General features: G+C 38.2%; 15 protein-coding genes and 1 pseudogene. 15 read left to right on the top strand and 1 reads right to left on the bottom strand.

Annotated features, from left to right (window positions below; genetic code table 11):
• Positions 1-5 precede the first annotated feature (5 nt).
• The 12 genes and pseudogenes from NHH15_RS00560 (at position 6) to NHH15_RS00610 (ending at position 9,627) form a co-directional block, all read left to right on the top strand.
• Positions 6-1,964 carry a KAP family NTPase gene (locus tag NHH15_RS00560; RefSeq protein ID WP_262064689.1) on the top strand — a complete coding sequence of 653 codons (1,959 nt, stop codon included), beginning with the start codon at positions 6-8 and terminating at the stop codon, positions 1,962-1,964.
• A 169-nt stretch (positions 1,965-2,133) separates the two neighbouring features.
• Positions 2,134-2,454: a hypothetical protein gene (locus tag NHH15_RS15565; RefSeq protein ID WP_316044061.1), complete on the top strand. Its 321-nt coding sequence runs from the start codon at positions 2,134-2,136 to the stop codon at positions 2,452-2,454.
• Positions 2,387-3,295 (top strand): PDDEXK nuclease domain-containing protein, encoded by a 909-nt coding sequence (locus NHH15_RS00565; protein ID WP_316044062.1) that lies wholly within the window; start codon positions 2,387-2,389, stop codon positions 3,293-3,295. Before NHH15_RS15565 ends, NHH15_RS00565 begins: the two co-directional genes overlap by 68 nt.
• Before the next feature lie 296 nt (positions 3,296-3,591).
• The gene (locus tag NHH15_RS00570; protein WP_262064690.1) at positions 3,592-3,804 is read left to right on the top strand and encodes a helix-turn-helix domain-containing protein; all 213 of its coding nucleotides are present in this window, start codon (positions 3,592-3,594) and stop codon (positions 3,802-3,804) included.
• A gap of 12 nt (positions 3,805-3,816) precedes the next feature.
• Positions 3,817-4,410 (top strand): plasmid pRiA4b ORF-3 family protein, encoded by a 594-nt coding sequence (locus tag NHH15_RS00575; RefSeq protein WP_262064691.1) that lies wholly within the window; start codon positions 3,817-3,819, stop codon positions 4,408-4,410.
• Positions 4,411-4,463: 53 nt separating this feature from the next.
• Complete coding sequence (locus NHH15_RS00580) at positions 4,464-5,450, top strand: virulence RhuM family protein (protein ID WP_262064848.1); 987 nt, start codon at positions 4,464-4,466, stop codon at positions 5,448-5,450.
• A gap of 351 nt (positions 5,451-5,801) precedes the next feature.
• Entirely contained in the window at positions 5,802-6,068 is a 267-nt protein-coding gene (locus tag NHH15_RS00585) for a type II toxin-antitoxin system Phd/YefM family antitoxin (protein ID WP_262064692.1), read from the top strand.
• A gap of 3 nt (positions 6,069-6,071) precedes the next feature.
• The gene (locus NHH15_RS00590) at positions 6,072-6,389 is read left to right on the top strand and encodes a type II toxin-antitoxin system RelE/ParE family toxin (RefSeq protein WP_262064693.1); all 318 of its coding nucleotides are present in this window, start codon (positions 6,072-6,074) and stop codon (positions 6,387-6,389) included.
• A gap of 401 nt (positions 6,390-6,790) precedes the next feature.
• A pseudogene (gene rhuM / locus NHH15_RS00595) lies at positions 6,791-7,186 on the top strand (RhuM family protein); the annotation flags it as partial.
• Between the two features lies 1 nt (position 7,187).
• Complete coding sequence (locus NHH15_RS00600) at positions 7,188-8,039, top strand: arginase family protein (protein WP_262064694.1); 852 nt, start codon at positions 7,188-7,190, stop codon at positions 8,037-8,039.
• Between the two features lie 103 nt (positions 8,040-8,142).
• A complete protein-coding gene (locus tag NHH15_RS00605) occupies positions 8,143-8,958 on the top strand; it encodes an MBL fold metallo-hydrolase (protein ID WP_262064695.1) in 816 nt (271 codons plus the stop codon).
• A gap of 18 nt (positions 8,959-8,976) precedes the next feature.
• Entirely contained in the window at positions 8,977-9,627 is a 651-nt protein-coding gene (locus NHH15_RS00610; protein ID WP_262064696.1) for a trimeric intracellular cation channel family protein, read from the top strand.
• A gap of 69 nt (positions 9,628-9,696) precedes the next feature.
• Here NHH15_RS00610 and NHH15_RS00615 read toward each other — a convergent pair whose 3' ends face one another.
• Positions 9,697-11,283: a hypothetical protein gene (locus tag NHH15_RS00615; protein ID WP_262064697.1), complete on the bottom strand. Its 1,587-nt coding sequence runs from the start codon at positions 11,281-11,283 to the stop codon at positions 9,697-9,699.
• A 307-nt stretch (positions 11,284-11,590) separates the two neighbouring features.
• On the opposite strand from NHH15_RS00615, the gene NHH15_RS00620 reads away from it, so the two are divergent.
• The 3 genes from NHH15_RS00620 to NHH15_RS00630 all read left to right on the top strand — a co-directional run bounded on the left by NHH15_RS00620 (position 11,591) and on the right by NHH15_RS00630 (position 16,260).
• On the top strand, positions 11,591-13,792 hold the full coding sequence (locus NHH15_RS00620) for a glycosyltransferase family 2 protein (RefSeq protein ID WP_262064698.1): 2,202 nt from the start codon (positions 11,591-11,593) through the stop codon (positions 13,790-13,792).
• A gap of 17 nt (positions 13,793-13,809) precedes the next feature.
• Complete coding sequence (locus NHH15_RS00625; protein ID WP_262064699.1) at positions 13,810-15,465, top strand: chitinase; 1,656 nt, start codon at positions 13,810-13,812, stop codon at positions 15,463-15,465.
• Positions 15,466-15,636: 171 nt separating this feature from the next.
• Positions 15,637-16,260, top strand: coding sequence for a signal peptidase I (locus tag NHH15_RS00630; RefSeq protein WP_262064700.1), 624 nt, complete (start codon positions 15,637-15,639; stop codon positions 16,258-16,260).
• Positions 16,261-16,270: the final 10 nt, after the last annotated feature.

Consider the following 16,270-nt stretch of genomic DNA (forward strand, 5'->3'; position numbering starts at 1 on the left):
AGTATATGGCTACAGTCGATGAATTAGTATATTTTTGTCAAGAAGAAAATGTATTTGGTGCATTAATGTTTACTGGCAAGTGGGGATGTGGAAAAACATATTTGATAGAAAACGATTTGGCAAAGGCATTGGGAAATGAATATATTATTCTCCGCATTTCGTTATTTGGAGAATCGTCCATTGATAGCATTCATCAAAAAGTACAAAAGGCGTATTTTCAAGAAGTAATGCTGAATATGGGAGGAAATATTGAGGAATTTGCTAAGGCATTTCCGCATGTTTCAAGCGAGAAAGCAGCACAACTTGGTGACCATGTTGAAAAAGTTACAGAAACAATTAGTGATTTATCAGAAAAAATAGGAAAGAGTAAATTTGGAAAAGTAGTTCAGTTTGCATCTGGAATGGCAAAAAAAGTACCGGGATTTGACAAGATATTAGCTTTAAATCCTAGTGATTGTATGCCTGTAGAAGAAAGCATTGCTGGACGACATGTTATTTTGGTTTTTGATGACTTGGAAAGAAGTAACTTGGATGAGATAGATGTATTGGGATGCATTAATGAGTATAGTGAAAACAAGCATATAAAAACTATTATTGTTGCAAATGAGGAAAAAATTATAGCCAAAAACCAGGAATCTCATGAAGATGGGGAAGAAGGTTTTTCTGGAACAGAACGTAAAAGCGGGAAAATTAAATATTCTGAAATAAAAGAAAAAATAGTTACAAGGACATTGAAAAACATTCCTGATTATAAAAAGATTATAGAAAATTTAGCTATGTCATATCAAACTAAAAAATATGAGTATAAGGATTTTTTGTCGAATCACATTGTGGATTTAATCAACGTATTTATTTGTGGAAATATTGAAAATATAAGAAGTGTAAAATGTGCAATGCAAGATTTTCAAAGAGTATTTGTGGAACTAAAAGAAAAAGGCATTGATGAGGAATTACCAGCATATTTCCAAACTTTTGTTTCCTACACTCTTTTAGCAAAGGAAGGAAAAATAAGTAAGTCTGATCGATATGGATACATATTTTGTGACGCTGATGTTGAAAAAGAATATCCGGGTTATTATGTAAGGCGTTATATGCTTACAAGTATCCGTGAATGGATTATGATGGGAGAGTGGAATGAAAAAAATATTTCTGATGATATAAACAAAATGATAGAAGTAAAAAGGAAAGCAACCCCAGAAGAATTAGTAAGAAACATGAGATTGATTGACCTTGAGGAGGATGTTATCAGGGAAGGATTTCCAGAGGTGTTACAGAATGCTTATAAAGGACAGTTGCTAGTTGATGAGTATATTGATTTGATTGGAAATATTCTTTTGGCAAGAACTATCGCTTATGAATTGCCAGAAGTTCCAGATATGAAGAAATTAGATGAGGGTGTTGACATATGTTTAGAAACTATATGTAATAGCGATGAACCTGATACCCGCGTCAGACGCATGATTTCACCAAATGATGTGAATTCACTTACTAAAGAAGAAGGTCTGATTTACGAGAAGATATGTAGATTTCGAGAAGAAGAAGTCCAAATGTTTGCAATTAATAAAAAAAAATATTTGACAGCATTGAAGTCTGAAAATATATCAGATTTGTATGAATGCGAGAATAAAAGATTTAATATTTTTGATGAAGAGGTGTGTCAAGCTGTTATGGAGTGCTATAAAAAATTGCAAAATTCAGATAGAGTATCTTTTATCGGAGTATTCCAAAAAATATGGGAATCAAAAATAGGATCTCAAGATTTTTTAATAGCAAAATCAATGCCTAATTTTGAAAAACTGAAAAATGAATTGACGACAAATCGAACAAATGAATTGCAGGCGGAATATGGTTTGAAGGCAGCACTTACCCAGAATTTCATAAATGATGTTACTAAGATTATTGAGGCAATAAAGAAGAGATTGGCTGATATGACAAAAAAAGTCAATGAAGACGAGGAAACGTAAGAGTTTTACTACAAAGGTGAATGTGAATAGTATAGACTTGTTTCCACGAACGAACAAGGGTATTTGACATTCATGCAATCAACTCGTGCCATGTTGAAACGGTGGTGTTGTTGGAGCGGAAAGCCCTGTAAATCAAAGGGTTTCGGGGATTTGAGCGGGATATGTAGGTGTGCTTTTGTGGCTTGTTGGGGTAAAATATGTTTGCGGTTACTGTGGTGAGGTAAGGAAATGGATACTTCAGCAAAAGATCAGGATTAATCATTATAAGATTACGGTGAGAGAGGTGCAGATGGTGAAAAAAGAAACTAAGTTAATCATGACGGATTATCCAGAATACGAAAATATTAGAAAGACTATTTTAAATGCAAAGGAAGACGTAGTTACTACTGTTAATTTTGCGATGGTAACTGCTTATTGGAAAGATGATTTACGAAGCACAGGATGGCAGCAGAGCCGAATACGGAAAGCAACTTATCAAATATACAGCTAAACAATTAACTAAAGAGTTTGGCAGAGGTTTTGACGAACGAAACTTACGTTATATGCGTCAATTTTATGAATCTTTTCAAAAATGGAACGCAGTGCGTTCTGAATTGAGCTGGACACATTATCGTCTGCTAATGCGCATTAAGGAACTTGAAAAGAGAGAGTATTATATTGAGGAGTGCATTGAAAATGGATGGAGCGCAAGACAGTTGGAAAGGAAAATTAATTCTTTTTATTATGAGCGAATTTTAGCTACTAATGAATCAAAGCGAATAGAGGTGAAAGCAGAAATACAATCACTGGAGCCAGATATAAATCCTAAGCATATTTTGAAGGATCCATATATCCTGGAGTTTTTAGGATTAGAAGAGAATAAAGCATATTTAGAGAAGGACTTAGAACAAGCATTAATTGACAATCTGCAAAAGTTCTTACTTGAACTTGGCAAAGGTTTTTCTTTTGTTGCAAGGCAGAAAAGGATCACTATTGATGGTGATCATTACTATGTTGATTTGGTATTCTACAATTATCTATTAAAATGCTTCGTTCTTGTAGATTTGAAAACTCACAAACTAACATATCAAGATGTAGGACAGATAGACTTTTATGTAAAGTACTTTGAAGAAAATATAAAAATAGAAGGGGATAATCCTACGATAGGTATTATTTTGTGTTCTGAAAAGAATGAAACGATGGTTAAATACTCAGTATTGAATGAGAATGACAGTTTGTATGCGTCAAAATACAAATTGTATATACCAACTGAGGATGAATTAAAATATGAAATAGAACGCGAGCGATTCAATATAGAACAAAGTATGGGAAGAACGAATAGAAAACAGTAATTTTGCAACTGTTGGGTGCAAAATTGAGTTTTGAATTAACCTATAGGGATAGTTTATATTGTTGATATGTATATATGTGTTTTCGATTGATTATGATGACCATTTGGATTTCTTGTTCAAGTCGGGGATTCAGATTGAAATACGAGGATAAAAAATGGGATTGCGATGGTAAGCATTTTGCGGAAAAGCGGGGTGCTTATTTTTCTGGAATGTTTGAAAATAACATAGAAACACGGTATAATAAATTGTCTAATAAGTGCAATTTATTAAAACCAGTGCAGACAGAGGAGATTTGAATGCTGAAAAATAATATTGAAGTAGATGTAAAAGTAAAATGTATAGAGAGCGGCATGACACAGACACAGCTTGCGGAGAAGATTAAAACAACAAGTCCGTATGTCAATCGCATCATCAAAAAGCAGGACGGTGTTGTGAACAAGACTTTTGTGCAGATGCTGGAAGCACTGGGATATGATATTGAACTTACTTATGTGAAGCGAGAAGATTAGGAGAAATGTATTATGGCAGATGTATATAAATTTAAAGTGAAACTCTGTGAATTGGAAAATGTTATTTGGAGAGATATAGAAATCACTTCTGTTTCAAGTGTTGCAAAGCTTGGATATGCTGTATTGGCGGCTTTTGAAAGTACAGCAAGCCATTTGTTTAATATACGATTTGATGGCAAGCGTTATGAAATCGTATTTGAAGAGGATGATTTTGATGATGAGCCTGCTATTGATCCAATCAAGACAAAGCTTTCCACTCTAAAACTCAGTGTTGGAGATAAGTTGAGCATGGAATATGACTATGGTGCAGGCTGGGAATTTGAGATAGAATTATTGTCAATAACTGAAATGAAACGAGGAGCAGGAACCCATTATCCATATGTTACTGATGGAAAAGGCAAAGGCATTATTGAGGATACATCGCCTTTTGAACTTGCTGAAATGATTGAGAAAACAGATAAGGATGGTACTGTACCTCAAATAATGGATATGTATTCTGGCAAAGAAGTATCGTGGGATTACAGAAAATTCGACTTGGAATACTGCAATGTGTTTTTTAAAGATAATGTTTGGAAAATACAAAATGCGTATGAGGAGTATGAATAAAAAGCAATGCAGTTAGCGAAAGGAGGACAACCAAGTTGGACACTTACGGTGAAATGATAATTTACCAGACCGAAGATGGTTTGACTAAAATAGATGTTAGTATGGTTGACGAAACAGTATGGCTTACGCAAGAGCAAATGGCAGAATTATTTCAAAGAGATAAATCGACTATTTCACGCCACATTAAAAACATCTTTACTGAGAGAGAATTAGATGAAAAAGTGGTTGTTGCAGAATTTGCAATAACCAGTCAGCACGGTGCGATGGAAGGCAAAACGCAAAGTAATATTACAAAATTCTATAACCTTGATGTTGTTATTTCTGTGGGTTATCGTGTGAAATCACAGCGTGGTGTGCAATTTCGCATATGGGCAACAAACATCTTAAAAGAATACATCAAAAAAGGTTTTGCCATGGATGATAACCGTCTAAAGGAACTGGGCGGTGGCGGCTACTTCAAAGAGCTGTTGGAGCGTATTCGTGATATTAGAGCATCTGAAAAAGTGTTTTATCGTCAGGTGTTGGAAATCTATGCTACAAGCGTAGATTATGATTCTAAAGCGGAAATTTCTGTTCAGTTTTTCAAGAGAGTGCAAAATAAAATCCATTATGCCGTTTCAGGAGAAACGGCAGCAGAGGTTATTTATCATCGTGCGGATGCCGAAAAAGACTTCATGGGATTGATGTCATTTTCCGGAGATCAGCCAACGCTGCGGGAAGCAAAAATTGCAAAGAATTATCTGGATGAAAAAGAACTGAGGGCAATGGGTCAGCTGGTATCAGGATATCTTGATTTTGCGGAAAGACAGGCGGAGCGGGAAATACCTATGACAATGGAGGATTGGGCAAAGCATCTGGATGGGATTTTAACTTCCACAGGCGAAAATCTTCTCACCGGAAATGGCACGGTTAGTCATTTGCAGGCGATGGAAAAGGCTCAGACTGAGTATAAAAAGTATAAAGCCAAAACGCTTAGCAATGCGGAAAAGGACTATTTGGAAAGCATAAAGTTGCTGGAGCAAAAAGGGAAAAGGAAATAGGGAGTTATCTGAAAAAATCGGATAACTGCGCATGTGCACTATTTGGAAAATGCAAATAGTTCAAGCTTAATAGGAGGATTGATATTTTGCAGGAAAGAGGATTTACTGAAAAAGCCTGGAAGCTTTTTAGAAGCAAAATAGCGGATTGGCAAGAAGCCTATATGGACAGGCTCAATAAGGAATATATATAGAATTACTAAGCGAAAGAGGGAATCCGTCCGATAAATTTTGGAGTCTAGAGGAGTGGATAAAAAAGATAAGAAGAAAACTGGTGTGATTGACGTTGTTGCATGAAATGGGTATAATATGAGTAGAATATTACTACCGTTATGAATTAGAGGAGGTGTCATTATGAATATTCGTCCATCCGCAGCAATTCGTCAAAACTACAATGAGATCGCTGATATGTGTAGAAAGACCGAAGAACCGGTTTTCCTTACTAAGAATGGTGAGGGAGATTTGGTTGTTATGGATATTGAGACCTACAACAGACGGGAAAAAATGTTGAAGCTCCGTGAAGAACTGCTTGGTGCCCAGGAGGATCGGATTGCAGGAAGAATCGGCTGTACTCTTGATGAGCTTGACGTATATCTCGATGAAATTATTTCAGAGGTATAACGTATGGCAGACAGCAGGAGATACAAAGTGATTGTTTCCGACAGGGCAAAAGCAATGTTGGGAACGCATGTCCACTTTATGGCACAGGTCAATAAGCAAGCGGCGAAAGAGAAAAAGAAAGAAATTATGACTGCACTGCGTTCTCTTTCTCAAATGCCGCAACGTTTTCCGTTTTTTGAGGAACTGTATATCACACCGAATAAGTATCACAAGATGTTTATTGAAAAGTGGTATCTTGTCCTTTACCAAATACAAGATGATACGGTATATGTAGAGTATATCGTTGACTGCCGAAAAGATTACAGTTGGTTCGCAAGCTAATTGAGAAAATAGCAGTGTTTGATGACCATTTAGATTTTTGGTTTAAGTCAGGTATTCAAATTGAGGTTGAAGGATAAAATTATTTTTCCGGCACTTTGCTATGGCAGGGTGCTTTTTCGGTGTGCCAGGTATGGAAAGATAAGAGCTTTAGGAATACCTACAACGTTAGACAGAACGATTCAACAAGCAATAGTACAATCAATTTCGGATATATACAAAGATTTTGACTTAGAATATCGCAATGTATTTTTTAAAGATAATGTTTGGAAAATGCAGAGTGCGTATGAAAGTTATGAGTAGGCAACTGTTCAGAATTTCTGAATAGTTCAAAAAAAGGAGCAGATAATTATGTCTAAAAAGAAGAAATTACTATCCGCTCAAGTGCGGCTGAATATCTCACCTATATCGCTTCTGTTCAAAATAAAATGCACTATGCTGTTCATGGACATACTGCAGCAGAACTTATTGTAGAAAGAGCAAATAGTGAAAAGGATCACAGGGGTCTTACCACTTGGGCTGAAGCACCGAGTGGAAAAATTAAAAAAACTGATGTGACAGTTGCGAAAAATTATCTATCAGAATTTGAGTTAAGTCAGCTTGACAGAATGGTTTCTGCTTATATTGAAATGTTTGAGTATGGTCTACTTAACGATGCGGGGAAAGTATCCGCCGAGATTGCAAAACTCCATGCAGAAACAGAGTTTGGAAAATATAGAGTGATTCAAGATAAATTGTTCATGTCTGATTTTGATAAGTTTATGCTTGAGTTAGAAGACAAGGTAAAGGAGAAAGACTAACATGAAAACAATTAGACTTCTATACCCCGACCATGTAAGCGGCGGGCTTGAAACATATTATTTTGGTGCAAATTTATTGCAGCATATTCTTCCTCATAATGAGGAGCAGCTGTTAGTAAAAGTCGATGTCATTCCTCCAAACGGAAAAGAAAAAGAAATCGTTGATGGCATTTATGGAAAAGATGAGATTATCTTCGCTTTAGAAAATGCAAATGCTCAGATAGAAAAAGAGAACCCAGATAGAATTATTACGATCGGCGGAAACTGTCTTGTTTCATTTGCACCTTTTGACTATCTGCATGGCAAATACGAAAATGTCGGAATTGTTTGGTTTGACGCACATCCTGATGTGTCAAAGGCAGAGAATGGCTATCCGAATGCACATGCGATGGTGCTCGGCTCTCTTATGGGATATGGAGATAGCGTCATGACAGAGCGAATGAAAAACAAGCCGTTTGACGCAAAGGATATTCTCTATATAGGCTTGCAGGAGATCCACGATTATCAGAAGAGTTTTCTTGATGAAACGGGTGTAAATTATAAAATTCAGACAGAGAACTTTGTTAAGAATGGAGAAATTAAGGAGTTCGTAAGCCGATATGACCACATCTTATTGCATCTTGATATTGATGTATTAGATGCATCGTTATTCCATTCTACTTATTTTGCAAATAAAGAATTAGTAGGAGACGGTGCTGGAAGCGGGAAAATGACTATGGAGAAATTAGGGAAGCTTCTTAAACTTGTTGAGGACAACAGCAGTATAAAAGGGTTTACAGTGGCAGAGTATCTGCCGTTCGATGAACATAAGCTTCATCAGATGTTTTCAAAACTGAATCTTTTCAAAGAATAGCATCTGACCTATTACTGAAATACAGCGATTTTCTAGGTTTTTGCCTTTGACTCGTTCACGAAAGAGCAGATTACCTATACATAAGAAGGAGTAATAGAAAAGAATGAAAGCTACAGTAATTGTTGATAATATAGGAAATGAAAGAATTTTTGGAGAGTGGGGACTTTGTATACACATTGAATATAAAGGAAAGAACATACTCCTTGATACAGGAGCATCCTCATTATTCATTCGAAATGCAGAACAACTAAACATTTCTCTCAAAGATATAGACTTTGCAGTGCTATCACATGCACATTACGATCATGGAAATGGGATGTCTGATTTTTTTGAAATAAATGATAAAGCCACTTTTTATCTGCAGGAAGGATGCAAAGAGAATTGTTATGCGAAGAAGTGGGTTTTTCGTAAATACATCGGATTACCCCAAGGCGTTTTAGCAGCATACAAAGACCGAATTGTGTATGCCACGGATAATTTTGAAATCTGTGACGGAGTGAGCCTTATTCCTCATAGAACACCTCATTTAGAAGAGATTGGAAAAAGAGAAGGGATGTATCAGAAGAGTTCGACAGGCTGGATTCCTGATAACTTCTGTCATGAACAAAGCTTGGTTCTGGACACTGCTGAAGGATTAGTTGTATTTAATTGCTGTTCTCACGGAGGCGTTATTAATATTATTCGTGAAGTGTCAGAGGCTTACCCAGGAAAGACGGTGGCAGCGCTTATCGGAGGGTTCCATCTTTACAATAAATCCCAAAAGGAGGTTCGACAGTTGGCCAGGGAGATACAAAAAACTGGAATTCAGTATATTTATACAGGACACTGTACTGGAAAGAAAGCTTTTGGGTGGCTGCATGAAGAATTGGGGGACATGATAAAACAACTGGAAATAGGATTGGAAATAAGTAATATATAGCATAAAGGGGAATGAGGAATGGATTTAACAAATTATATTTTTGGAGTTGCTGAGTGGCTTGGAATTATTGCTTTTTCAATTTCCGGAGCTATGCTGGCGGTTGAGAGGCGATTCGATTTATTCGGAGTCATTACTTTAGGTGTTATTTCAACGCTAGGGGGAGGAATTATTAGAGATTTGCTACTGGGGCAGACACCGCCACGATTTTTTTACAATTATCGGTATGTCCTGGTTTCGGCACTTATATCAGTGGCTGTATTTGCAGTTGCCAAAAGGGTGTCCGGAAAGAATAATAGTTTGGGAATTGGGGAAAAGCTATTAAAGCTTAACATGATATTTGATGCCATTGGATTAGGAGCCTTTACCGTTACTGGGGTACAGGCAGCAATGGATTTTGGACATGAAAAGAATGCTTTCCTTTGTATATCCTTAGGAGTTATTACAGGTATTGGCGGAGGAGTGCTGCGGGATATGATGAGCCAGAGAGCTCCGGCTATTCTAGTGAAGCATATTTACGCAGTTGCAGCAATTATAGGTGCAATTCTCTATTATTGGTTGTTTATTATGGCCATAGACCAAAGAATCTGCCTGATGGCAGGAATGGTCTCCACAGTTGTAGTTCGCTTGCTGGCAAGCCACTACAGATGGGGATTGCCAAAAGCATATTAAAAGATACGCAAAAAAAGAAAATGTCTGCTTACAGAATTTGTCTCACATTCAGTAAGCAGACATTTTTTGTTATTCTTTTATATCTTTTGGAATAAGTTCCCAATTACGTATCACGGCACTGTCATCAAAAGGTGTATCCAAATCTTTGCCAGTCAGCCATTTGCGTAAAGTGGAATGAACATTACGAAAACGTTTCCAACCAGGACGCAAGCGATTCCAGGTGTATTTGGCTCCACTGAAAAAACTTCTAGACATAATAGGGTCAGTGGTGAGCATACTGTTACTTCCATCCATAAGCCAACCAAGGGCGATACTGTGATGCCAGTGTATCATCTCGAATTCCAACTTTTCAAAAGCACGTCGTGGGACAAGTGCAACTTGAAAGTTTGGATTTACCCTCATATAGGATTCAATTCGCCACATCATTGTATGAAGCATCTCATATGGAATGACAACCTCTCGTCCAAGAAGAAGACTAAGGGGAAGGCTTACTACTTTTTTCCCGCTGAGTCCAGTTCTTACGTCTTCACGACAGAGTATTATTTGGCAGGTTCCTTTTGCTAAGTTGTTTTCCTGTTCCAGATGGGAGAAGAGGTAGTCTGGAAGATCAGGAAGAGGGTTGGGAGCACAAAGAGCTTCCCACTCTTTTCGAGTCAAAATTCCAAAGCTTGGAATGCTGCTGCAGGAGGAGAAGCTTCCGTCAGGACTTGGTGCATCTGCTTCGTCCCAAGGGGGTAGAACGGAGGGGAAACTATACTTTGCCTCGGTGTCAGCTGTACAAAAAGAGGACAGAAAACCAAATTGATCTAAGTGGATACACCGGTCAAAGAAAGCATTGCAAGTGACTTGAGCGTTATATATGCTGCGGGAGTCCGTACTGTGAATGGTAATCAGCCCATCATCAGCTGTATTGTCGGATTCTACATAAGCCTGCCAATATCCAGGGATAACGGCATCGAAGAGCCTTGAGGTGACGGTACCATCATAATAAGCAGTCTTCAATATTCCTTTTAGTTGTATGGAAATCCAAAACATAGAAAAATAAGGACTTCCTTCTAAGTCATCAGTTTTGCGGTTTACCAATGTAAATGTGGTTCCTCGCTCTGTGGCTTTCTTCATTTTCAAAAGAAGACGAAGGGCGAAAGGAAGGTTGTTATGCCAAATACTGTCAAACTCCCCATGAACGCATATGACGATTTCTTGTCCAGGTGGAAGGAAATTTACGTATTCCAGCATGTCTATTGTTGCATCCATGACACCTTGTTTCCCTAGATATACCTCTGTGGTGAAATGGTATCTACCGGTCTGCTGTATTGGGGGAGGAATGGAACGTGTCCGCTTAACGGGAGCTTTATAATCGGTAAGAAATTTTCGAAGAGCTTCCTCTTTACTTTCTCCGCCAATACGTTGATTTACGAAAAGATAATCCAGTTGTTGAGCCTGATCCAGTTGTGAAAGCACACGTGCCAATTCTAAAGAAGCCTGACTTCCAGCTTTAAGACGTCGGGTTCCCTTTTTATAACGGGAAATAATGGAGTTTGAAACCGCACATTGTTTCGAAAGTTCTAAAGCCGTAACGCCTAAGATATTCATTACTGTATTAAGAGGAGATGAGTCGAGCTCGTCATCATTTAAAATAAATTCAGATTGGGACATATATACCTCGCAAATGTAAAGAAATAAAAAAACGGGTCAAAAATGTATACAAGAATATGCTATCACTATAGACAACGTATTTCAAGAATAAAGGGGGGATATGGCAAAATAATTACCGCAAAAAAGAATATCATTTGAACTGAATTGAACACAATTCACAAAAATGCGCCAATTTCTTAAAATGCATTGACGCATATTTATTGATTATTTATAATTTTTATAAATATTTAATTAAAATGTCGTTTAAGTATTTTAAGAATCACAGAGCACATTAACAACACAGGAATATTAAAAAGCGGGTAAAAAGATGAAAAAAAGAAGACAGTTTAACACGGAAAAAAACACAACGCCTCTAGAGATGGTTCATGCAACACCTTCGGCCACAAAAATAATGATGAATAAAATCTGTATATTATTAACGTTAATTTTTTGGGGCGTATATGTAGCATCCACAATCTTTGACCAGATGGTCAGAGGAAACAGGGAGTTCCAGAAAGTAGTAGAGGCATGGCTGTATATTTTGATTGTGACATCATTATGCTTTTCAGCGATGGTGTATTTGATTTCACGACATGGAGCGTTAACGCGTTTTAAAGAGCATAGCCGCGTTCCTCGGGCAACGTTGGAAAAGTTTTTTTCAGAACATCAGGAGAGGATTACTGTTTTAATTCCATCCTATGATGAAGAAGTGGCAGTTATTCGTCAAACGATGTTGTCTGCAGCTTTGCAGGAATATCCAGACATACAAATTCGGCTTCTGATTGACGATAAGCCAAATCCAAAGGACCCGGACAAGAAAGAAAAGCTGGATGCTACAATTGCGTTAGCAAAAGAAATAAACCAGCTGCTGGGAGAGCCTTGTTTACGTTTTCAAAAGGCTCGACAGGGTTTTGAAGAGTGTTATAAAGATAAAAGCCGTGTGAAGCCAAAGAGCTTAATTATGTTACAGAAAGAATATGATTATGCCGCAAAATGGCTAAGGGACTTTGCGGATCAGGAACCGGAGACGGATCACGTGGATGACTTCTTTAATAATAGGGTTCTGCGAGATCTGGCGGCAGAATTAGAAACTACAGCAAGGGCACTTGAGCAGGCGGCAAAGGATAAAGATTATGCATTTTCTGTTACAAGAGTGTATCAGATGTATTCACGCTTAGTATGGATTTTCACAGCAGAGGTGGATTACTTCCAAAGAAAGGAGTATATATCTCTGTCGAATGAAGCGAATAAAGCAATGAACCTAAATTCTTATATTGATTTGATGGGGGGAAGTTATCAGCTTATACATACCCCTGAAGGTAAGATTTTACAACGAGTTGAAGATGAAAAAAATGCAGACGTAATCATTCCAGATTCGGAATATCTTTTAACGTTAGATGCGGACTCTATCTTATTACGAGAATACTGCTTACGCTTAGTATTCTTGTTAAATCAGGAAGGAAATGAAAGAGTAGCGGTTACTCAAACACCCTACTCATCCTTTAGAGGATGTTCTACACGTATTGAGAGAATTGCAGGAGCGACAACAGACATTCAGCACGTTCTTCACCAAGGGACAACTTATTATGGAGCCACGTTTTGGGTAGGGGCGAATGCGGTTATACGAAAAAGAGCGTTGGAAGATATCGCAGAGGAAGAAGAGGTTAACGGCTTTAAGATACGCCGCTTTATACAGGATAGAACGGTCATTGAGGATACAGAATCTAGTATTGATTTGGAAAAGCATGGTTGGACTCTTAAAAATTATCCGGAACGCCTGAGCTATTCAGCAACCCCACCAGATTATGGTTCGCTTATTATTCAGCGTCGTCGTTGGGCAAATGGAGGACTTTTGATTTTAACAAAGCTTTTTTCGACCATACGTCGTCGTAAGAAGGAAGGGAAACCTCTTAGAAAAATGGAGATTGCACTACGGGTAAACTACATGGCATCCATTGCGTGGGCGAGCTTTGGCTTGATTTTCCTTTTAGCGTATCCCTTTGATGACCGTCTGTTGAGTGTTTATATTGTAGCGGCAGCTGTTCCATATTTTGCATGTATGGCCAGTGATTTAAAATATTGCCGTTATCGGCGAAGTGATATTTTCAGAATTTATGGTTTTAACTTATTACTTTTAGCAGTAAATTTGGCGGGAGTAATCAAATCTTTACAACAGATGCTATCTGGGGAAAAGATTCCTTTTGCCCGGACACCGAAGGTAAAAGATAGAACTGGCTCACCAACTCTATATATTATATCTCCATTAGTGATTATTGGCTTTTCGGCATTTATGAGCTGGAGGTCATTCAATAAGGGAAACTGGGCAAATAGTGCCTTTGCATTCTTTAATGCCTTTACCTGCTTATGGGCGGTATTATCCTATGTGGGAGTATTCAATATGTTGGCTGATTTATTGAATAATTTTTATAATTGGCTGTTTGTAGAAGTAAAGGAAGAGGTTGCAGGCGAAAACGGGAATACGGAGGAGCTCGATTGGAAATCCGTACTCTATTACGGAAGTGGGAAATAAAGAAGGGCAGGAATAATATGGAAAAGAAAAAAAAGAGGAAACGAAAGTTAGCATGGTCCCGGTTGCTTATAGTTTGTCTGATTTTGGGAGTGGCAGGAACAGGGTATTTTTATAGAGATGTGTTGTCGGCAGAGGGGGCATCCGAATCAGAAGGTGATGTTCAACCCTGGTTTGCATCTTATGTGGATGCAACATTAACGCCAGAATATCCGTTTGAAAAACGGAAGGACAATGTGGTACTATCATTTGTTGTTGCAGATGATAAGAAGGAACCGAGTTGGGGAAATGCATACACTTTGCAAGAAGCGGCGGAAGACTTGGATTTGGAACGCCGAATCGCTCGTCTGCGGCAAAATGGAGGTGAAGTCATTGTTTCCTTTGGAGGCCTGCTCAATAAAGAATTGGCTTTAGTTTATGAAGATACAGACGCCCTTAAGAAGGCTTATGAATCGGTAATTAATACCTATGACATTAGTACAATTGATTTGGATTTAGAACAAGAAGGCCTGGCCAATAAAGAAGCAGGGAAAAGGCGTGGAGAAGCATTGGCTAAGCTGCAAAAGGAACGGGCAAAAAAAGGAAATGAGCTGGCTATATGGGTGACTTTACCGGTAATTCCTCAAGGACTAACGGAAGAAGGAACTGCTGCAATTGAAACATTATTAGATGCTGGAGTGGATTTGGCAGGCGTTAATATTATGACGATGAATTACGGTGAGGCTCGTGATGAAAAGCTTTCAATGGCCGAAAACTCTATTAATGCACTTAAGAAAACACATAGGCAGCTAAGAATAATATACCAGGAAGACGGGATACGATTAAGCGATCAAGCTTTGTGGAAAAAACTGGGAGCAACTCCGATGATTGGGCAAAATGATGTTGCAACCGAGATATTTACGTTAAAAGATGCAAAAAAGCTAAATGATTATGCACAGGAAGTAGGTCTTGGACGATTGTCGATGTGGTCAGCTAACCGAGATAGCGTATCGAATGAAAACTCTGTGGGAAATCAAGTGGTATCTAATTATTATAGTGGGGTTGTACAGGAAAGCTATGCTTATGCAGATGCATTATCGAAACATATGAAAGGAAGCATTGCGGCAGGAGCAAAGCAGCGTACGGTTTCAGATATTACAAAAGACGAAGTAAATAAAGCCGATGATCCTGAAACTTCGCCCTATGAAATTTGGTCAGAGTACAAGGCCTATTTAGCAGATACAAAAGTAGTTTGGAGACGAAATGTTTATCGGGCGAAATGGTGGACAAAAGGTGACATGCCAGATGCACCGGTATTACAGGAAAGTGCTATACCCTGGGAATTGGTAGGTCCTGTTATGCCAGGTGAAAAGCCAATTGAGAATGTATCGCTGCCAAAGGGACATTATATGGCATGGGATGAAGCAGCGGAATACCATTCTGGTGACCGGGTTATGTATGGTGGAAATGCATATGAGGCAAAATGGTGGAACCAAGGAGAAAATCCGGAAAAATCCATCTCGGGTGGAGATGATGTTCCGTGGCAGGCAATCAGTCAAGACGAGATTAAAAAGATTGTCCGAGGAGATATCGTTGACATGAAAGCGGTTGCTCAACCGGAAGAAACGACAGAGGTTATGGAAGATCCGGCTGTACCTGCCGCAGAGTCAGTAGATGCAATTCCGGAATCAGAATAATAGAATAAGATAGAGCTGCTAAAATGCGCTTGTGTTAAGAGGAAAAGGATATTACCTCTCACGCAAGCGCATTTTTGACTTAATTAACACAAAATAAATTTTGTGCACGTTGATTGGTTTTGTGAATTATAGTAAGATATGCCTCTATAAAGACACATTGGAGAGAAGTAAATGAAAAAGACCACAATGAAACATAAGTTTCTTACCGTAATCGGAACTGCACTATGTGTTTTATTAATTCCGATACTGCTGATAAACATAACATTGATTATCAAGAGCTACACCAATCCAGAGGAGGTGCCAAGTGTAGGGGGATTTGTTCCAATGATTGTGTTAACGGATTCTATGTATCCCCAGATCCATTCAGGAGATTTGATTGTTGGAAAAACAATTAAAGCAGAGGATGTAAAGGTAGAAGATGTTATTATCTTCTTCGACCCTCAAAGCAAGGATGATGCAGTTGTCACTCACCGTGTTATGGAGGTAAAGAATGAGAATGGAAAGATTTCTTTTGTGACAAAGGGTGATGCCAATAATGCAAATGATGATATGGCCGTTCCGGCTAAAAACTTGGTAGGCATTTATGATTGGAGAATCCCAGGAGCCGGCAATATTGCCATGTTCATGCAGACAACGCAAGGATTAATTCTCTGTGTAATATGTCCGTTGATTTTATTAGTTGGTTATGACCTTTTAAGAAGGCGTAAATATGAAAAGGAAAAAAGGAAGGACACAGAGGCTCTGAAAGCAGAGCTGGAAGCACTTAAGGCACAGAACCTTAAGAAAAAGAAGTAAAGACAGTATT

The sequence above is a fragment of the Aequitasia blattaphilus genome (assembly GCF_024721305.1).
Lineage (GTDB): Bacteria > Bacillota > Clostridia > Lachnospirales > Lachnospiraceae > Aequitasia > Aequitasia blattaphila.